This is a genomic window from Paenibacillus puldeungensis (assembly GCF_042678945.1).
Taxonomy (GTDB): domain Bacteria; phylum Bacillota; class Bacilli; order Paenibacillales; family Paenibacillaceae; genus Fontibacillus; species Fontibacillus puldeungensis.
The window spans coordinates 86,241-106,042 of sequence record NZ_JBHTLM010000007.1 but is presented as its reverse complement, the minus strand read 5'-3'; the positions used below and the strand labels follow the sequence as shown (position 1 = coordinate 106,042).

General features: G+C 49.9%; 14 protein-coding genes. 11 read left to right on the top strand and 3 right to left on the bottom strand.

Annotated elements, in window-relative coordinates; all coding sequences use genetic code 11:
* Positions 1–402: 402 nt before the first annotated feature.
* The 3 genes from ACFQ3W_RS11745 to ACFQ3W_RS11735 are packed head-to-tail and all read right to left on the bottom strand — an operon-like array spanning position 403 to position 3,247.
* On the bottom strand, positions 403–1,080 hold the full coding sequence (locus ACFQ3W_RS11745) for a LutC/YkgG family protein (RefSeq protein WP_379319421.1): 678 nt from the start codon (positions 1,078–1,080) through the stop codon (positions 403–405).
* A complete protein-coding gene (locus tag ACFQ3W_RS11740) occupies positions 1,077–2,504 on the bottom strand; it encodes a LutB/LldF family L-lactate oxidation iron-sulfur protein (protein ID WP_379319420.1) in 1,428 nt (475 codons plus the stop codon). The genes ACFQ3W_RS11745 and ACFQ3W_RS11740 overlap by 4 nt, the downstream gene beginning before the upstream one ends.
* Positions 2,501–3,247 carry a (Fe-S)-binding protein gene (locus ACFQ3W_RS11735; protein ID WP_379319419.1) on the bottom strand — a complete coding sequence of 249 codons (747 nt, stop codon included), beginning with the start codon at positions 3,245–3,247 and terminating at the stop codon, positions 2,501–2,503. The genes ACFQ3W_RS11740 and ACFQ3W_RS11735 overlap by 4 nt, the downstream gene beginning before the upstream one ends.
* Before the next feature lie 259 nt (positions 3,248–3,506).
* On the opposite strand from ACFQ3W_RS11735, the gene aldA reads away from it, so the two are divergent.
* From aldA to ACFQ3W_RS11680, 11 genes are all read left to right on the top strand, one after another.
* Positions 3,507–4,952: an aldehyde dehydrogenase gene (aldA, locus tag ACFQ3W_RS11730; RefSeq protein ID WP_379319418.1), complete on the top strand. Its 1,446-nt coding sequence runs from the start codon at positions 3,507–3,509 to the stop codon at positions 4,950–4,952.
* Between the two features lie 302 nt (positions 4,953–5,254).
* Positions 5,255–6,340: a serine hydrolase domain-containing protein gene (locus ACFQ3W_RS11725; RefSeq protein WP_379319417.1), complete on the top strand. Its 1,086-nt coding sequence runs from the start codon at positions 5,255–5,257 to the stop codon at positions 6,338–6,340.
* A gap of 434 nt (positions 6,341–6,774) precedes the next feature.
* Positions 6,775–7,491, top strand: a complete 717-nt coding sequence (locus ACFQ3W_RS11720) for a hypothetical protein (RefSeq protein ID WP_379319416.1) — start codon at positions 6,775–6,777, stop codon at positions 7,489–7,491.
* A gap of 21 nt (positions 7,492–7,512) precedes the next feature.
* On the top strand, positions 7,513–8,217 hold the full coding sequence (locus tag ACFQ3W_RS11715; RefSeq protein ID WP_379319415.1) for an AAA family ATPase: 705 nt from the start codon (positions 7,513–7,515) through the stop codon (positions 8,215–8,217).
* Positions 8,218–8,351: 134 nt separating this feature from the next.
* Positions 8,352–8,834: a DUF2975 domain-containing protein gene (locus tag ACFQ3W_RS11710; RefSeq protein WP_379319414.1), complete on the top strand. Its 483-nt coding sequence runs from the start codon at positions 8,352–8,354 to the stop codon at positions 8,832–8,834.
* A 10-nt stretch (positions 8,835–8,844) separates the two neighbouring features.
* Positions 8,845–9,072, top strand: coding sequence for a helix-turn-helix domain-containing protein (locus tag ACFQ3W_RS11705; RefSeq protein WP_379319413.1), 228 nt, complete (start codon positions 8,845–8,847; stop codon positions 9,070–9,072).
* A gap of 113 nt (positions 9,073–9,185) precedes the next feature.
* Positions 9,186–11,495 (top strand): helix-turn-helix domain-containing protein, encoded by a 2,310-nt coding sequence (locus tag ACFQ3W_RS11700; protein ID WP_379319412.1) that lies wholly within the window; start codon positions 9,186–9,188, stop codon positions 11,493–11,495.
* Between the two features lie 892 nt (positions 11,496–12,387).
* A complete protein-coding gene (locus tag ACFQ3W_RS11695) occupies positions 12,388–13,320 on the top strand; it encodes an ABC transporter permease (protein ID WP_379319526.1) in 933 nt (310 codons plus the stop codon).
* 13 nt (positions 13,321–13,333) lie between these two features.
* Positions 13,334–14,218 carry a carbohydrate ABC transporter permease gene (locus tag ACFQ3W_RS11690; protein ID WP_379319411.1) on the top strand — a complete coding sequence of 295 codons (885 nt, stop codon included), beginning with the start codon at positions 13,334–13,336 and terminating at the stop codon, positions 14,216–14,218.
* A gap of 36 nt (positions 14,219–14,254) precedes the next feature.
* Complete coding sequence (locus ACFQ3W_RS11685) at positions 14,255–15,775, top strand: ABC transporter substrate-binding protein (RefSeq protein WP_379319410.1); 1,521 nt, start codon at positions 14,255–14,257, stop codon at positions 15,773–15,775.
* 125 nt (positions 15,776–15,900) lie between these two features.
* On the top strand, positions 15,901–19,683 hold the full coding sequence (locus tag ACFQ3W_RS11680; RefSeq protein ID WP_379319409.1) for an Ig-like domain-containing protein: 3,783 nt from the start codon (positions 15,901–15,903) through the stop codon (positions 19,681–19,683).
* Positions 19,684–19,802 lie beyond the last annotated feature (119 nt).

Sequence of the window (19,802 nt, the reverse complement as noted above, 5' to 3'; positions counted from 1 at the left end):
GGATATCGTGTCGGATATCTTAGTCATTTTACCGTTGTTCGTGTTATATGAATTGAGGGGGGCGCTTCATATAACTTATGTCAGATAGCCATAAATGGTGGGGCGATTCCTGTCTAGGACAGTTTAATGCTTGGCTATTGTCCCTTCATCGGTTAGATGTACTTTATACACTTAATTTACGGCTTCCTCCGAAATTAAGGAAAATAAATGCAAAAAGTACATTTATTTAGCCTAACAAGGCCGATGGCCAGGATTAAGAGGGCTTTTAAATGTACTTTATACAATTAAAATATATAAAGTGGAAAAAATAATCATTTTAGATGCACATTTTACATCTATATCTGACTGAAGGTGCCATGGCCAGCGTGTTAAAGGTGTAAGCGACTGACCTCAGATCAGTTTTCAGATCAGTACATAGGTCGCTTGAAGCGGGCCATGAACGCCGACGACAAGCTGCATTTCGATGTCGGCCGAGTTGGATGGACCGGAGATCAGGTTAATGCAGGATCCGATCGGCTCACCGGCTTCGATGCGCCGATTGAGGTCGGCTGCCGCCTGCGTGGAGCGGGGGACGATCCGCTTTTTCTCAATAATTGCAATGTAATGCGTAGGGAGAAAATGCAGCGACCGGCCTTGATCGGGGCGGCTCTCCACGACAATCGTACCCGATTCGGCCAGCGCATAGTCCGCAAAAACAATCGCCGTATTGGCCGATGCGGCCCGGCGAATATTTTCCTCGCGTCCCGCGGTTTCCTGCCAGATATAGGAGTCTCCCGTGAATGTAAGATCGTACTCAGTAAAGCGTTGATCACCCGAACGAATGATGGGACCTCCGCCGTAAGCGTCGATAAGGCCATCCAGCGTTTTCTGCAAAGCCTCGGGAGTGGATTCGATCACTTCGGTATGGATAAGGGCACATTGCTTTTTAAAAATATCGATGAGTTCTTCCGTTGTTTTCCCCTGCAGCGTCTCCTGGTGGACATGATGGATCCATGCCGGACGTTTGACGTCACGCTTTCGTTCCCGCCCAAGCTTAGCGGCGATGTTGTCCAGAAAAGCTTCGCGATTCGAAATTGTCACTTTCTGTCGCCTCCTTTGCGTGTTTCGTACCAGGTTCGGAAGCTATCTCTTTGCTTCACAGGCTGCGGCATGTCCCTGACGTCGATCCAGCCGCGGATCATCGAAGGTCCGCGTACGATTTTACCATGCTTGCTCAGCAGCTTGCTGCCCGAATTCGCCAACCTTAAAGCTTTTCCGAACAAGGAGTGCGAAGACGTCACCTTACTAATCGCCTTCATCTGCATACGTTCGCCGGAGCTTGTTCGGTTCTCGCTGACGATGTTCTGACGATGCCGGATCAGTTGTTCGTGCAGCGGGATTTTCACCGGGCAGACATCGGTGCAGGCGGCGCACAGGCTTGAGGCGAATGGAAGCTCTTTGAAGTCATCATAGCCGCCTAAGAGCGGCGTAATTACCGCCCCGATTGGGCCGGGATAGATGGAGCCGTAGGCGTGGCCGCCGATATGCCGGTAGACCGGGCAAACGTTGAGGCAGGCTCCGCACCGGATGCATTGAAGCGCTTCGCTGAATTCGCTTGCTAAAATATCAGAGCGGCCGTTGTCCACGACAACGAGGTGGAAATCTTCAGGGCCGTCTGAATCTCCGGGCCGCGAAGGGCCCATCACTGTAATGTAGCTGGTCAGCTTCTGGCCGACGGCGCTGCGGCAGAGCAGGTTGTCGAGGACTTCCATTTCCTCTAAGCTGGGTACGATGCGCTCCATGCCCATCACTGCAATATGCGTTTTCGGGATGGCGGCGGTCAGGTCTCCGTTACCCTCATTCGTGACGAGGTTGATCGCTCCCAAATTCGCGATGGCGAAGTTGCAGCCCGTGATGCCGACATCGGCTTCAAGAAACTTCTCCCGCAGTACCTTCCGCGCGAACCGAGCCAAGTGCTCTGGCGTTTCATCCCCCTCGTAGCCGAGGTGCTCGGCGAAGACTCTTTTGACTTGGGTCCGGTCCTTATGCAGCGCCGGAGCTACAATATGGGACGGCGGATCCCAATCGTCCACCTGAAGGATATATTCGCCGAGATCGGTCTCGACCAGCTGGCAGCCAGCATCGAGCAGCACGCGGTTCATTTCGATTTCCTCCGTGACCATCGATTTGGATTTGACGATTTTTTTCGCCTTCTTCTTCACGACGACATCCCGGATGTAGCTGCTCGCTTCTTCTTTCGTTTTGGCAAAATAGATATGTCCGCCCTTTTTCTCAATATTCAGGGCCAGCTCCTCCAGATAGTAATCCAAATTCGCCAGCGTGTGCTGGCGAATTTGCTGGCCGAGCTCCCGCCACTGCTCCCATTCTCCCAAAGCCTCAGCGGCGGAGAGACGTCTGGCCTTCAAGCTGTCCTGCGCCGAACTGACGGCGCTGCGCATGAACTCGTTGTCGATCCCATCCGAGGTTCGCTCGCCAAACTTTCGCTTGTCGATTTGCAGGCTCATACCAAAGCGCCTCCTTTCACGGATTCCGGCACACTATTCAGCACCTCGGCGATGTGCATGACTCGAATTGTTTTACCTTCACGCGACAAGCGCCCGCCGATATTCATCAGGCAGCCCATATCGGCGCTGATCAAAATGTCAGCCCCGGTATCGATGACGCAGGCAGACTTCTCATCGACCATCTGCTCGGAGATTTCCGGCATTTTGACCGAAAAGGTGCCCCCGAAGCCGCAGCAATTGTCCAGGTTTTTCAGCGGCTTGAGCTGAAGGCCGGACACATTCTCCAGAAGCAGGAAAGGTGTTTCTTTTTCGCCAAGCAGTCTGGTCATATGGCAGGATCTATGATAGGTGGCGATTCCGTCCAACCGGGCTCCGACATCTGTGATTCCCAGCAAACGTACGATAAACTGGGTGAATTCAAAGCTTTTCTCTTTGAGTGCAATCGCTTTCAATTCCCACTCGGGATCTCCCTTAAAAATTGCAGGGTATTCATGAAACATCGCGACGCACGAACCTGAAGGCCCAACGACATAGTCGGAATGCTCAAAGGCGAGCATCATGTTTTTCATGGCATTTTTGGAGTCTTCAAGGTAACCGCTATTGTAAGTCGGCTGTCCGCAGCAAACCTGGGAAGCCGGAAAGTCGGTTTCACAACCCAACCTCTCAAGCACCTCGACCATCGCTTTTCCCACATTTGGAAACATCAGATCAACTAGACAGGTTGAAAAAATGCTGACTTTCATACAATCCCTCCATCTATTCTGTCGGACCTATTTGGGTATAGGGCGGCATTTTATTTTGATTCTGTTGTTTTTAATTTTGAATAAAGTATTTTACGGAGATAAGTGTAACGCAAAAAGGGGAAAAACAACATACAAAATCAACATAAAAACATATATTTTATCATAGGCATGCTATGATTGTAGTTGACAAAAGTCACTGACAACGCTTACAATTCGTCGTGAGTAAAGCCGTAATTTTAATCTAAGGGGGAAAGTACCAATGGAGAAACATCTGATGTACATCGATGGCCAGTTTACGGAGTCGGAAAACGGAGAGTGGATGGACGTAACGAACCCATCAACAGATGAAGTGATTTCACAGGTTCCGAAAGCTGCGAAGGCGGATGTCATACGCGCAATCGATGCAGCTGAGGCTGCACAGGTAGCATGGGAAGAGACGCCTGCCGTGGAGCGGGGAAGATATTTGCATGCGATTGCGGACGGCATTCGGGCGGAATCGGACCATATCGCGCGGCTGATCTCGGAAGAGGTGGGCAAGACGCTGGAGCTTTCCACCGTAGAGGTTAATTTTACGGCGGACTATATGGACTATATGGCGGAATGGGCGCGGCGTTATGAAGGCGAAATCGTTCAGAGCGACCGCGATAATGAAAATATTTTCGTATTCAAAAGAGCGATCGGCGTAACCACGGGCATCCTGCCCTGGAACTTCCCTTTCTTCCTGATTGCGAGAAAAATGGCACCGGCGCTTATTACAGGGAATACGATCGTCGTAAAACCAAGTGCCGAATCTCCGAACAATGCGATTGCATTTACAAAAATCGTAGATCGAGTCGGACTGCCTAAGGGCGTCTTTAACCTAGTTACCGGCCGCGGCGGCGAGGTTGGCCAAGAGCTGGCCAGCAACCCGAGGGTGGGGATGGTTAGTCTGACAGGCAGCGTTCCTGCCGGACAAAAAGTAATGGAAGCCGCTGCCGAGAACATCATCAAAGTCAGCTTGGAGCTTGGCGGGAAAGCGCCAGCGATCGTCATGGATGACGCCGACCTTGATCTTGCGGTCAAAGCGATTGTGGACTCCCGCGTTATTAACACCGGACAGGTGTGCAACTGCGCGGAACGTGTATACGTGCATGAGAAGATTAAGGATGAATTCACGAACCGCCTTGTCGAAGCGATGAAATCGGTCAAATACGGCGATCCGCTTCAAGAGACGGGCATTCAAATGGGGCCGCTCATCAACAAGGCCGCACAGGATTCCGTTCAGCAAAAGGTAAACCTTGCGGTAGAAGAAGGGGCGAAGGTTTTATGCGGCGGCAAAAAGGTGGATGGAAAAGGTGCCTTTTTTGAACCAACCGTCATCGTGGATGCGACCAATGAGATGGAGATTGTTCGGGAGGAAATTTTCGGTCCGGTTGTTCCGATCGTTTTCTTCAGCAATTTGGACGAAGCGATTGCGCTCGCCAATGATTGCGAATACGGCCTGACGTCTTCTTTGTATACGCAAAACCTGAATGTTGCGATGAAGGCAATCAAGCGGCTGAAATTTGGGGAAACGTACATTAACCGTGAAAATTTCGAAGCTATGCAGGGCTTCCATGCCGGCTGGAGAAAATCCGGGATCGGCGGCGCCGACGGCAAGCACGGCCTGAACGAATATTTGCAAACCCAGGTTGTTTATCTCCAGTATGATAAAGGTGTTAAGTAATACGGTGCACTGATCTCATTATCGAAAAAAATAAAATAGGCTCGGCGAGTTAACGACAAGGCTGCCTTAGGTTTTTTTGGACCTAGCGGGCAGCCTTGTTTTGTGAGAATGAGTTTTAGAAGTTTATATGAAATTATTTTTCATGTGTTAAAACTGTTATTGAAATAAAAAATCTACATTATATAATAGCACTAACGATAGCTAACCAGAACGGTAGGATAATAGTAAATGTGAGATGAGGAGAATGAAGCATGTGCCTAATAACGGATCTTCGTGATACTTCGGCGGCTGAAGCGCTTGGAATGAGCCTGGAAAAGGCCAGTCAAATCGGGGATACTCTCCGCGAGGCGGTTGTACAAGGAGACATACCGGGCGGGGTGGCGGTCATTGCCCGGTATGGTCAGCGGGTTCGCTTTGCCTGCGGCAACGCCGTGGATGACGAAAGCGGAAAAGTGCCGGTGTCGTTTGATACAGTTTACGACTGCGCATCACTGACAAAGGTGGTCGTCACGCTGCCGCTGGTTTTGATGCTGGCTGATCAAGGCAAGCTGCAGCTTGACGACCCTGTGACGACATATCTTCCGGCATTTACGGCAGCGCAAGGACAGCATGCGGACATCGTCACGATCCGCCATCTGCTTACACATACGGCGGGGCTGGCTCCGTACATGAATCTGTATTCCCATGGCTGGAGCCGGGAGGAGATCATCGCTCGGGTTTGCGGAGCCCCGCTTAAATCAGAGCCGGGGTCGGCGGTGGAATACAGCGACCTCGGCTATATCCTGCTCGGCGAGATCGTCGCCGAGGTGGCGGGGACGCCGCTCGCTACGCTTGCGGCGACGGCGCTGTTTGCGCCGCTGGGCATGGCGGCCAGCGGCTACCTGCCGGCGGCTTCGCTGCGCCGGCGCATGGCCGGGACCGAGCCCGACCCGGGGCTCGGCGGCGGCTGCGTTCTCGGCGTCGTACACGACGAGAACGCCAGGGCCATGGGCGGCGTGAGCGGTCACGCCGGCCTGTTCTCCACCGCGGACGACCTGGCGTCGTACGCGGAGATGTGGCTGGGCGGCGGGCGCAGCGCCGCCGGGCGCCGGGTGTTGTCGGCCGCCGCTGTGGAGGTGGCGACCCGCACTTGCACGGCCGGCGTTCCCGGCGGGAAGCGCGGCCTCGGGTGGGTGCTCCGCGGCGATCCGTTTGACGCCGCGGGCGACCAGTTCTCCCCGGTGTCCTACGGACACACCGGGTTCACGGGGACGAGCGTGTACGTCGACCCGCTCCGCGAACTGGTCTGCGTACTGCTGACCAACCGCGTTCACTACGGCCGTGAACGCTCCATCGCCGGGCTGCGCTCCAAATTCCACAACGCGGCCGTCGCAGCACTGGTGGATTAGCGCGCTGCCAAAGCGTGCCGCTGAGTATAAGGGTAAAAAATGGCCTTATTCAAGCAAAATGAGCGCATTTTGAAATAATAGGGGAATTTTATGGCCTTATTTTCCGTTAAAGCCGCTTATGCAGTGGGTTTCACAGGGAAAAAGGAGAAATAGGTACATGATTTTCTCCTATTTTCGTATAGAGAGGGGAAATAGGCCAAATAAGGCCCTAATTTTCCCTTATTTTATCCAGCCAAAGGATTAACCATAGACTACCCGCGATACACCACCGCAATTGTACTATTACGCCGCCTTACCTCCTAAATTCTAACAAAAAATAATAATCATTCAGAAAATTCGACCACTTTCCCCTTACTTCGACATGATTAGTTGTTTAGTATTTTACGTATTACAAATAATTAGCCATTTTAAGTCAAAAGTGAAGAGGGGACGGCATGCTCATCAAAGTATACGGATTTACGATTTTGAATTTAAAAATATTGGTCTTGGAGAAAATCACCTTCTTTTGGACGGTTGTGCTTCCTGTGGTGATGGCGCTTTTTTTTCAGGACAGTGTCACAAGCAGCTTGACCCTTGAGGATCAGAAGCTTCTATATATGGGGTGGATTTGGACCTATATCATCGTTGCGTCATTTGTGAATGGAATCGGCTTATTGCTGGCCCGCATGCGAGAATACGGGCTGCTCAAGACATATGTATTAATCGCCGGAGGCAAATCTCCATTTGTCTTAGCCACTTTTGTCACCCAACTCGTTTTTTGCTATCTCAGCCTAACGATCTTTAATGTGATTGTCGGACTGTATTTCGATGTTTTCTCGTTGAATCTTTTGTGGGACTCTCTCATGCTTATGTTCTGCAGTTTGCCGTTCGGACTTTTGACACTGGTGCTGACGGTCCTTCCGCTGAAAATCAGCGATCTTGGCACCGTGATCAACATTGTTCTTAATCCTCTTTTCCTGTTGGCCGCGAACACCGACCACTATAATTCCTTTTGGACTTTTATGAACCCGTTCGGTTTCATCAATCATATGATTGTTTTCCTGAAAAATGGGGCATTTCCATATTTGCTTGTGGCCTCTTGTATCGTTTATGTAGCCGCAGGTTTATTCTCCTATAAAAAAATGAATCTGATCTCTTATATTCAAAGGTAATGTGAGAAGGGAGCAAACCGGGTGAAAGCCGAGAATATCGTATTTACCTATAAAAAAGCAAAGTATCCTGTACTAAACGGCGTCAATTTCGAGCTGCATCCGAATAAAATTAACGTTTTGGTCGGCCCGAACGGCGCGGGCAAAACGACGCTGTTTGATCTGATGGCCGGCATATTACGTCCACAATCGGGAGTGGCCCATTTTCCCAGTCTGGAGCAAATTTTATATATCACCCAGTCTGTATTCTTCTCCCCCGAAATCAAAGGAAAAGACTTTTGCAAATTTATTCGCAGAATCAGCAGCCAGCCAGCAAGCTCGTCATGCTCAGATTACATACCGATCGACCGGGAACGGGAGAGACTTTTGCTTCAGAGATTGTGGGACATCAAGATCGGAAAGATGTCTGTCGGAGAACGAAGATGGCTGTTCACGACAATGCTTGCGGAGCAAGCCGATCGGGAGCTGTATTTATTCGATGAGCCGACAAGTGGTGTTGATCCGACATCGAGAAATCAGATTTTTCGAATGATCGAAGGCTTAATCGAGCGGAATAAAACAGTCGTGTTATCTACCCATCAACTAAATGATCTTAAGCATCTGGACTGTCATATTATCTTCCTGCATAACGGCAAAATCCGTTACGAGGGGGATTATGGGGCTTGGCTGGAGCTATACGACACTGATGATCCTGATCAAGCTTTTGATATGATTACATCTTCCATCTAACCCGCTAATAAAGCCCTTGACTAGTTCTGTCTGCATAACAACAATAATATATCTAATACCAGTAATTATTTATTGTAAAACGATAAATTATATGTTAGTGTCAGATTAAATTTGAGGATAAGTGAGGGGCTTTTATGGAACGAGGAACAACACTTTTTTTGAAGATAGCTGTTATTTTTATAGGAATCCCAGTTCTTGCTATATGTATATTTTTGGTGCCTGGGATAGCGAATTTTGCAGCAGAGTTGTATCCGGATTATGCTTTTTTGAAATATCTCGTATTCATTGATCTGTATGCAGCAGCGTTACCTTTTTACTTGGCTCTCTATCAAGCCTTTAAACTGTTAAGCTATATTGACAAGAACAAAGCTTTCTCGGAACTATCTGTGCGTGCTTTAAAAAATATTAAGTACTGTGCAATTACATTCAGTAGCTTGTTTGTGGTAGGCATGCCACTCTTTTATCTCATGGCGGAGAAGGACGATGCCCCGGGGATCATAGTCATTGGAATGGTTATGATTTTTGCCTCCATGGTGATTGCCGTTTTTGCTGCTGTCCTCCAAAAGCTCTTAAAAGAGGCTATTGATATAAAAGCAGAAAATGATTTGACGGTCTGAGGTGAAAACAATGGCGATTATTATCAATATTGATGTGATGCTGGCTAAAAGAAAAATGAGTGTGACAGAACTTTCGGAGAGAGTTGGAATAACGATGGCGAACCTTTCTATATTGAAAAATGGAAAGGCAAAAGCGATTCGATTTTCAACTTTAGAGGCGATTTGTAAAGCTTTGGAATGTCAGCCTGGAGATATATTAGAATACAAAGGTGACGAAGACACCACCATTACTGATTAGTGTGATGATAGTTAAGCAATAATAATTCGCCCGGAAGTAGGATTGACAACGAAAATCGTGGAGGATATAGTAAGGTCACCCAAAATCGCCCTATAAGCTGGGAGGGAGAATCGATGAATTTGCTGCAAACGCTCCGTTCGCGTAAATATTTGCAGCGGATATTGCTCAGCTTTATGCCTGTTGTTGCCATATTGGCCGCCGCCTCCCTTTTTTTGAACGCTGTCGCCCGCGACCAGGTGCTCAGCCTCCACAATGAAGCCGACCGCAAGCTGCTTACCCAAATCAATTACAACATTGAAAACATGAACGGCATCGTCAAAGATCTGGCGGTATCCTTATACAACGATGAAGAGCTAATAGCGCTGAAGTCCGGTGATGATTACAGGCAGAGCATCCTCAAAATCGAACGACTCAATCACACGGTTGCCGCCTCACCCTATTTGCACGCCGCCGTCTTCTACAATGGCAAGCAGCATCGTTTCTTCTCGTCGCTGAATCACGATATGGACAGCCGCCGTCTTTACGAAGCTTTGGAAGCATACATGACCTCCCGCCCCGAACTGCCGAAGCTGCAGCTGATTCCGCTCGACCTTGATGGAAGGAATGACGGCATCGATGTTTTCGCTTTTTTGATTTATGACGGCCCTTCGCTCGGTTCCGTCAACAACAATGTCCTCATTCTTACGGTGAAGACGGGATGGATGTTGGACAATCTGAAAGCGCTTAATCGTGTGGCCGAACGAGAAAACGACGTGCTGTTCGTCACGGATAGCGAAGGAAGAGTGCTCATTTCTAACGACCGCATGCTGCCTCCAGGGCTTGATATTAAGGGGGATTTGCTTAAGCGCATCGGCCTAAAGGGCAAAACACTGGATTCATTTATCTATACGAATGATGACAGGAAATACAAAGTCACTTATTTAAGCAAAGCCTTGAACAACTGGCAAATCATCAGCCTGCAGGATTATGACGATGTGCAGGGAAGCGTCCGCCAAATGAGATGGACGGAAATCGCGGTGACGGTATCTGTGGCTCTGCTTGCCGTGCTGTTGTCTGTTTTCTTCTCGATGCGGCTTTATAAACCGATCGGGCACTTGCTAACCTTGGTTCCGCCTGGTGGGCGAGTGGGTCCGCAGGCCAAGGATGAGCTGTCGCTTATTGCCGCGAATCTGACGGAAATGCTTGGAAAGCTGAAAGGGCTGGAGCAGGAACGGGCATCGCAGCTTAACATCGCTAAGACGTATCATTTGCGAAGCTTGATCGGACTTAGCGAAAGCATAGATGAGTCAACGTTTCTGCGAATCAGGGAGCAGTACGGAATAGATATCGCTTACCCATCGCCGATCAGGCTCGCACTCGTTCAGATGGACGATGTACATAGGTTAAACGCGGAGCCGGGCTCACAAACAGAGTCGCTGCTTTATTTTGCCATCGCCAACATCGGTCAGGAGCTTCTGGGCCGCAGCTGCGCCTGCGAAGCCGCAGATATGAAAAGCGGCCATCTTGTCTTTATCGTGAGCGGCTCGGAAAACGCACTGGAAACACTGGAGGAGAGCTGTCGGGAGCTACAGAAGATGATTCAAAGCTACTACCGGATCACCTTTACCGTAACGCTAAGCGAGATAATTCCAGATTACCTTCGGTTGACGCAGCATTATAACCTTGCGATCCGTCACGCGAATTATCGCATGATTTTCGGCAAGGGGGCGTTGCTTGTTCCAGAGAGAATTCGCATGAACGAGGAGAACCAGTCATTCCGCATACCTCAAGAGCTGGAACGCCGACTGACAGAAGGACTGAAAAGCGGGGGCCCAGAAGAGACGGAGCAAGCGATCTCAAACTGGATAGCTCTGCTTAGAAAGTTCAGCTTCGAGAACATGTTCTCCGCATTGCTGCATTTGGCGGTCACGCTGAGCAACACGCTTGGTGAAATGAACCATCACAATTTGAATCCGGTATCCATCAACCTGCAGGCGATTAATCGGCGTATCCTGGAGAAGGAAACATTGGAGGAAATCGAGGCCGTCCTCATGGAGGTAGTCCATGAGGTGTTTGAGCAGCGCCAAAGCGGGCGCGAAAACAAGAATCGGCTACTGGCGGACACTGTAAAGGAAATTATCGACAAGCATTATGCCGATCCCGACCTCAATGTGCAGCGGATTGCCGACATGCTGAAAATGAGCTCGGTTTATTTGGGAAAAGTGTATAAAGAGCAGGAAGGGATTTCGGTGGTCGATCAGATCAATGAAGCCCGCCTTGAACAAGCTCGGCTGTACCTGGAGGAACAGCAATTTACTGTGGTGGAAATTATGGAGAAGGTCGGTTTCGGCAATGAAAGTTATTTCTATCGGTTGTTCAAGCGCCGCTTTGGGACAACGCCAAAAGAATACCGCCTGAAAGCGGCCATCGACCGTAGCACATAGAGCCCGTCTTCCCCTTTCTTACCCTGGACCCGCAGCGGAGGCTAACCGTTTGCGGGTTTTTCTATGAATAATGCTTAATGGCATTCTTAGAAAACTGGTTGTAAATAGTGCAGCTAGAAGGGGGGGCCGCCTCTTCTACATGGTTTGGCCTAAATGCAGGTTTTCGGGGTGTTGAATTAACACTTCATAAATTTAGCGGGAAAACCTCCCGTTATATTTGGTGAAAAAGGGAGATTGGACTTAATTAACAGGAAAACCTCCCGTTAATTTTACTAATGTCGGCTGTATTGAAGGAAATACATCATATTAGCGGGAGAATTTCCCTCTAATTTCTTCTAATTAGCTATCCGTGGTCAATTAGCAGGATAAATTCCCTCTAAATTTCTCTTAATTCGGCGATCCGTTCAATTAGCGGAGGGCACTGGACTTGAGGTTCATAATCTAAGAGGGAATGGGATTGTAGAAAAAGGTAGAAGACGTTCTCAAAGTAGAACAGAAGAGGGAATGGGTATGATCCATTCCATAAAAACACGACTTTAACAGCGGGTGAAATCCCATACCCATCCCTCCCATCACCCCAATGTAGAAGTCTTAGCCAACTCCAGATGCCGTCAGGCACTTTTCTGTGTACGCCCCCAAGAGAACGCATTCGGTACAGCTATCTGCAATCCTTACAGTCCCTCCGTACAGCAATCCTGAAATTGTACAGTTACGGTAAAGCCCTGATCTGCGTTATGTTTTAGCCATGCAAAGCCTGGTCGCTCAGGCCAAGCGCTAAGGAAGGAAAGGGGCTTTCGCTATGTTGAAAAGTACTTCACCCGTGAGCGTTGCGGAAACGGTTCGAAAGCCGGGACTGTCGGGTCAGGGGGCAACTCCGGATGGACCGCCGGAAATGCGTAAAAAGAAACCGATCATTCGAGAAAAGCTGCATCATTTTCGCAACAATCGCGAGTTGTTTCTGCTATCTTTGCCAGGGATCTTTTACACGTTGATTTTTGCTTATATTCCTATGATTGGTCTTGTTATCGCTTTCAAAAATTATCGGTACGATCTTGGTATTTTCGGCAGCAAGTGGGTTGGGCTGGAAAATTTCCGCTACCTGTTTTCGACGGATACGGCCTGGCGAATTACGCGTAACACTGTGCTGTACAATACGGCTTATATTGTGGTTACCACTGCGGCGGCGCTGCTCTTAGCCGTTCTGCTGAGTGAAATCAAAGCGAAATGGAGCAAGTTTTATCAAACCGCTTTGTTTCTGCCTCATTTTTTATCCTGGGTACTGGTGGGATACGTCGCGTATGCTTTCTTAAACCACTCAGATGGGTTGATCAATCGCACTCTGCAAGCATTTGGCATGGAACCAGTCAGCTGGTATCAGAATCCGGAGCCTTGGCCGGTAATCCTTATCCTTGTCCACTTATGGAAGGCGGTCGGGTTCAATACGCTCATTTATTTTGCAGGCATTATGGGCATTAACGGCGATTATTACGAGGCAGCGCGGATTGACGGAGCGACAAAATGGCAAATGGCTGTAAAAATCACTGTCCCGCTGCTGTCACCGCTCGTGATCATTCTGCTTATCCTGTCCATCGGCAACATGTTCCGCGGCGATTTCGGCCTTCATTATTTCATACCGAACAATTCCGGTTTTCTGTACGGCGCCACCGATATTATCGACACGTACGTATACCGCGCGCTGCGCGAGATCGGCAATGTAAGCATGTCTGCGGCCACGGGCTTCTATCAGTCGGTAGTCGGCTTCGTGCTGGTGCTGCTGGCGAATCGCATCGTACGCAAAATCAACCCCGACCATTCCCTGTGGTAAGGAGGATCTATCGATGCCTAAGAAGTTCGAGTTTTCGAATCTATTTCTCAACCTATTTTTCATTGTTCTTTCGGTCGTCGTGATCTTACCGTTTCTACTCGTGGTCTCGGTGTCGCTGACGAATGAAAAAGCGCTGGCGCAAGATGGGTATCGCTTTTTCCCAAAAACGTTCAGCCTTGATGCATACAGGTACTTGTTGGACGCCCCCGAAATGCTGGTCCGCGCCTATGGAGTTACTGTGATGGTAACGGTTGCCGGAGCTCTGCTGGGATTGCTGCTGACTGCGATGACCGCTTACGTCATATCCAGACCGGATTACCGCTACAACCGGATCACGACGTTTTACGTGTTCTTTACGATGCTGTTCAGCGGAGGACTCGTTCCTTCCTATATCCTGATGACGCAATACCTGCATCTCAAGGACAATCTGCTAGCGCTCATTTTACCGATCCTGCTGTCGCCGTTCAACATTATGGTCATGAAGGGCTTTATGTCAAAAATTCCGCTCGAAATTATCGAGTCTGCCAAAATAGATGGTGCGCGGGAATTCCGAATTTTCTTCCGGATCATTTTACCGCTTTCGACGCCGGCCCTGGCTACGCTAGGCCTCCTGATCTCATTCGCTTATTGGAACGAATGGTTCAACGCGATGCTGTATATCGACGATCCGAACAAAGTACCATTGCAACTCCTGCTCGTACGAACGCTGAACAGTATTGAGTTCCTAACGTCCAATTCAGAGTTTGCGCAGCAGCTTGGCATCGATTTGGCAAGTTTTCCAAACAATTCGGCGCGGATGGCGATCGCTGTGCTGGCCGGTGGACCGATGCTGATCATCTTCCCGTTTTTTCAACGGTTTTTCGTGAAAGGGCTTACGGTTGGCTCCCTCAAGGGTTAACATACAATATTTAAAAAAGTACAGGAGGTCATGCTCATGAAAAAAAGGCTGTTAGTCATTTTGACGCTCATTTTATTAACTGCATCCGCATTAGCCGGCTGCGGCGGTAGCGGAAACGAAAAGAACACGGCAAACGGTACAAAGAGCGAGGCACCAAAATCGGGGAATTCCGGGGGACTTGAACCGGTCGAGCTGACCTGGTACTACCCGATGCTGCAGCAGCAGCCCGATCAGCAGAAGGTGCAGGATGAAGTGAACAAAATCGTCAAGGAGAAGATCAATGCTACCGTGAAACTGAAGCCGCTCGTCATTGGCGATTATGTGCAGAAGATGAATACGGTGCTGGCGGCGGGCGAAAAATTCGACATTCTCTGGACCGGTTATATGCTGAAGCCGGAGGAGCTGGTGCGCAAAGGAGCGATCCAACCGATGGACGAATTGCTCGATAAATACGCACCGGAGCTGAAGAAAGAGGTACCACAGGTGATGTGGGATGGACTTTCCGTCGATGGGAAAATCTACGGCATCCCGAATCAGCAAATCAATGGCTCGAGATACGGATTTATCGTACAGAAACGATTTGCCGACAAATACAAGCTGGACCCTAAGGCTGTAAAAAAACTCGAGGATATCGAACCGTTCCTGGCACAAATCAAGCAAAACGAGCCTGACATTATTCCAATCGGCATTTTTGGAAATAATTTCCTCAATCCGCAGGCGCATGACGACCAGTACTGGGTTGTTCCTGGACTTGACGACCATTTCTATATCAAGACGAATGATCCGACCTATAAGCTTTACCGCTACCCTGACGAGGAATTGAACAACTTCCGCCTGGCCTCCAAATGGTACAAGGAAGGATATATTCACAAAGACGCAGCTACGGAGAAAGCTACCGACTATGAATCCAAAGGGCAAATTGCCGTAACCTTTGACGTGACGCTGAAGCCGGGAGTTGAGGCGGAGGTTAAAGCTAAAAACGGCAACAACGATGTCATCATCATCCCGCTTAGCGATTGGTTCACTAACGGTTATTCGGCCACAACCAATCAATCCATAAGCCGCACCTCTCCGAATCCGGAACGGGCGATGCTGCTGCTGAATCTGGTCAACACCGACAAGCAGCTGTATAACCTGCTCTGCAACGGTCTGGCAGGCGTTCACTACGAGAAGCTATCCGGAGATTACATCAAACCGATGGCGGATACGCGTTACCGCCCGAACGTGGACTGGGTTTTTGGCAGCGTATTTAACTCCTACCTCAAGGAAGGACAGCCGGAAAATGTATGGGAGGAAACGAAAAAAATTAATACCAGTGCGGAAATCAATCCGATTGGGGCCTTCAAGTTCAATTCCGAACCGGTCAGCACGGAAATCGCCAACCTGAATGCCGTGTGGGGCGAATACAAACGTGGGCTCGTCAGTGGCACGCTTGATTTTGAAGAGACATGGCCTGTTCTTTACGGCAAGCTGAAGGAAGCGGGCGAGGATAAATACGTGGCGGAGGTAACGAAACAGTTTGAACAATTTTTAAAGGATAAAGGATTGAAGAAGTAGGGTGGCGATGTTTGAAACGGATAGGCTTAGTTAGTTGGAAGTAACCTGCTGCTTGGACGGCCTCGCTGAACATATGACTTTGGCGGGGCCTTCATTATTTCATGCTGAAAGGAAGTGGAGAATTAGTGAAAAGAAGTTTGCTTGCGCTGCTCATTGCAAGTCTGCTGTTCACGTTGAATCCTGCTCCGCCAGCTCTGGCTTCAGGGTCCGAGGAGGATAGCCATCTCCTCAAAGCTTCAGGGGCGACCTTTTATGTAGCAACCAATGGAAGCGATACTAACAAAGGCACGTTGAAGTCTCCGTTTCAAACGCTGGAAAAAGCCCGCGATGCTGTTCGCAAGCTGAAAGCAAAGAAAGGTCTTCCTCGAGGTGGTGTAACGGTGTATTTGCGGGGAGGCCGCTACGAGCGTACAGCAAGCTTTGATCTGCGGGAGGAGGATTCGGGCGAAGCTGGCAAACCGATCACCTATACGGCTTATCCGGGCGAAAAGGTTGTTTTGTCCGGCTCCAAGCAGCTTAAGAAATCCGCCTTCGTTCCGATTACGGACGAAGCGGTGTTAAGTCGTATCATCAGCCCCGAGGCCAGAAAGAAAGTGCTGGTGGCTGACCTCGCGGCGCTGGGTATTACCGACTACGGGGTATTAAGCCGCCACGGCTATTATCTGGCCAATGACTTGAGCGAGGTTCCGCCAATGGAGCTTTATGTCAACGGACAGGGCATGACGCTGGCTCGTTGGCCGAATGCAGGCACCGTGCAGATGGATGAAATTCTTGACCCCGGTCCGACCCGGAAAGATCCGAACGGGGAAGTGCATAAGCGAGGCGGCACCTTTACGTATACTTATGATCGTCCAAAGTATTGGACACAGGCGGATGACATTTGGCTGGACGGTATTTTCGGCTACAGCTGGGAATGGTCGTACAACAAAATTGCCTCGATTGACACGACCTCCAGGAGCATCACCCTTCGCTACGGGGAAATGAGCGGCATATTCAAAAACTGGTATCCGGATTTCCACTTCGCGCAAAATTTGCTCGAGGAAATCGATATGCCCGGCGAGTATTATATCGACCGCAAGGCCGGCAAGCTCTATTTTTTGCCTAACGCCGAATTTACGAGGACCGACGCTGACATCGAAGTGACGATGCTGAAAATGCCGATGATTAATGCGCTGAACGCTTCGTACATTGACTTCTCCGAGCTGACTTTGGAGAACGGCCGCGATTCAGCAGTGGTGTTTATGGGCGGCAGTCATATGCGCGTACTGAAGAGCGAGATTCGCAACTTCACAAACAGCGGCGTGCTGATCAATACCCAAAGCCGATTTTATTACAACGACTTTCAAGGCGTGCCGGGAACGGACCATGCCATCATGAATACGCACATCCATCATATTGGAGGCACTGCCGTTACGCTGACAGGGGGGGACAAAGAGACGCTCGCACCGGGGAGAAACGTGATGAAAAATTCGCATATCCACGATTTTGCCTATTATCATAAGGCCTATAATCCTGGTGTCCTGCTGTCAGGCGTTGGCAACCAAATGCTGAACAACGAGCTGCATGATGCGCCTCATCCCGGCGTGCTGGTCTTCGGAAACGATCATGTCCTGGAATATAACGAAATTTATGATGTGTGCAAAACATTCTCCGATCTCGGCGCGATCTACATGAACGCAGGCGAAACACCGCAGCAGCGGGGGACCGTCATTCGGCGGAATTACTTCCATAACATTGGCGAAAGCAAAGCCGGAGTAGAAGGGGTATACCCCGACAATTTCACGATGGGGCTTAAGATCGATGAGAATATTTTTTACAAAATGGGCAATTCCGCGATTAAAAATAACGGCGGCGCCCATATTTTGACCCGCAACAATATCTTTGTGGACAGCAAGGTCCCTTATGATTATGCGGATATGTTTCTCGGCGACGGTCCGGACAATCAAATACCGAAAAACTACATGCCGAAATGGCAGGCGTTGTTTGCGGCGAACAACAACTTCGTCGGAACCCCTTATCTGGAGAAGTATCCGGAGCTTGCGAACTTTTTTACGGAAAATCGCTATTATCCCGATACCAACACGTTTAAGGGCAATGTTGTATACAACCCGACGGTTCCCCGTAGTGTGACGACCAATGTGTATGGAGCATACGACAAATTCGGGTTGGTGCAGTATGGCGGCAACTGGGTGACGAACGAGGATCCCGGCTTTACGGATCTGGCGGGAGGCGACCTGTCGCTGCGTCTGGATGCTAGAGTATTCGAGGAGATTCCCGGCTTTCCAAATATTCCGTTTCACGATATAGGTATCGCAGGCAAGGCAGGTACGACCTACGGTCCTGACAGTATTCCCGTACAGGGCGTAGCGGTTTACAACGACAATATCACGGTAGATCGGTTCAAGACAGTGAAGCTGCAGACGGCGGTGCTGCCGTGGAATGCGGATAATCCGGGTCTGATTTTTACCTCCGGTAATCCGGACGTTGCCACAGTTGATAACGCCGGTGTCGTCACCGGGCGGACCGTAGGCCAAACGGTCATTACGGTGGCTTCGGCCGAAAATCCGCAGCTGAAGGCTTCGGTCAACGTCATGGTTGAGACCGGGGACGGTGTCATGGATTTCACTGATTTTGAATCGGGGGCGAACGGCTGGCCGCAGGACGCGAACCGCAGCATCGTGAAAGAGGGCGTTAACCGCTGGTATAAGCTGTTGAACGGGGCCTCAACGCTTAGCCCCAAGACGTTCTCGGACTATGAGCTCAGCTTCAAATTGAAGACGCCGGAATCGATGGATGGGGCGACTCTGTACATTTTTGACCGCCAAGCCGGGAGCACCTCCACCCGAATCGGCTATAAAAGCCGAACAGATGGCACCTCCGCCTGGCTGCTATACAATCCCGCTTGGACGGTGCTGAAAGAGGTGAAACTGCCGGGCCGCGATATGCAGCCAAATACGGAATACACGGTCAAAATGCTCGTCAAAGGCGGGGACATCAGCGTCTATCTGAACGGGGAGTTCAGGCTGAAAGGGAACGACCCGGGGCACAATGCGTCCGGTAAGGTTGGCTTCTATGTGGCTGGTGTCCCCCATATGCTGTTTGACGACATTCAGTTCAAGGAACTAACCACGAAGTTGGCCGGTATTATTCCAGCAGAAAGTGCGGTAAGGCTGGCTCCCGGAGATCAGCGGCAGATGCAGCTTACTTTCGATCCTACCGATACGTCTGAAACGGGCGTCACCTGGAAATCGGCAAATCCGGCGGTTGCATCCGTCGATGAAATGGGCGTCATACGAGCGGTTTACGAAGGGGAAACCGTCATAACAGCCTTGTCGACGGTAAATCCGCTTATTAAAGCGGACATCTCAGTCACCGTTTCGAACGTCGTTCATGAGACGGACTTTGAAAAAGGCGGCAACGGCTGGCCGGTGGATCCGAACCGCAGCATTGTGGCCGACCCGGACGGCAATCACCGCTACAAAATTGTAAACGGAGCCACCGGATTATTGGACCGTACCTTCGAGTCCTATGAGATGGAGTTTACGTTGAAAACTCCGCCTAGCATGCCAAACGACGGTATTCTATATATTTTTGATCGACAGGATGCCACTGGCTCGACCCGCATCGGCTACCGAACCCGGTCCGACGGGACATCCGACTGGATTCTGTACGATACAAAGTGGCAGAAAATCAAGGAGTCCGTCCTTCCGGAGCATCATCTGAAACCGAATACGGAGTATGCGGTGAAGGTGGTTGTTAAAGGGGGGGATGTTGCGGTTTATGTGGACGGTTCGCTTAAGCTTTCCGGTAGCGATCCTGGCCACCGACCGTCCGGCAAAGTCGGATTTTATGTCAGCGGATTTGACTACATGCTGTTTGATAATATTCGATTTACGGTACGGTCTTAAGTGATAAACGGGGCTCTATTTAAGGGGTGGACGGGTGCTTTCGCCCCTTGATAGAGCTTAATCATAACTGCTGCGGTTCATTTGAACTACAGAGTTTAGCCTGGTTTGCGCCACCTGCC

Excerpts from the sequence above, each read along its gene's own strand:
- ACFQ3W_RS11740 (WP_379319420.1), bottom strand. The coding sequence starts at position 2,504 with ATGAGCCTGCAAATCGACAAGCGAAAGTTTGGCGAGCGAACCTCGGAT.
- ACFQ3W_RS11735 (WP_379319419.1), bottom strand. The coding sequence starts at position 3,247 with ATGAAAGTCAGCATTTTTTCAACCTGTCTAGTTGATCTGATGTTTCCA.
- aldA (WP_379319418.1), top strand. The coding sequence starts at position 3,507 with ATGGAGAAACATCTGATGTACATCGATGGCCAGTTTACGGAGTCGGAA.
- ACFQ3W_RS11725 (WP_379319417.1), top strand. The coding sequence starts at position 5,255 with ATGAGCCTGGAAAAGGCCAGTCAAATCGGGGATACTCTCCGCGAGGCG.
- ACFQ3W_RS11720 (WP_379319416.1), top strand. The coding sequence starts at position 6,775 with ATGCTCATCAAAGTATACGGATTTACGATTTTGAATTTAAAAATATTG.
- ACFQ3W_RS11710 (WP_379319414.1), top strand. The coding sequence starts at position 8,352 with ATGGAACGAGGAACAACACTTTTTTTGAAGATAGCTGTTATTTTTATA.
- ACFQ3W_RS11705 (WP_379319413.1), top strand. The coding sequence starts at position 8,845 with ATGGCGATTATTATCAATATTGATGTGATGCTGGCTAAAAGAAAAATG.
- ACFQ3W_RS11700 (WP_379319412.1), top strand. The coding sequence starts at position 9,186 with ATGAATTTGCTGCAAACGCTCCGTTCGCGTAAATATTTGCAGCGGATA.
- ACFQ3W_RS11695 (WP_379319526.1), top strand. The coding sequence starts at position 12,388 with ATGCGTAAAAAGAAACCGATCATTCGAGAAAAGCTGCATCATTTTCGC.
- ACFQ3W_RS11690 (WP_379319411.1), top strand. The coding sequence starts at position 13,334 with ATGCCTAAGAAGTTCGAGTTTTCGAATCTATTTCTCAACCTATTTTTC.
- ACFQ3W_RS11685 (WP_379319410.1), top strand. The coding sequence starts at position 14,255 with ATGAAAAAAAGGCTGTTAGTCATTTTGACGCTCATTTTATTAACTGCA.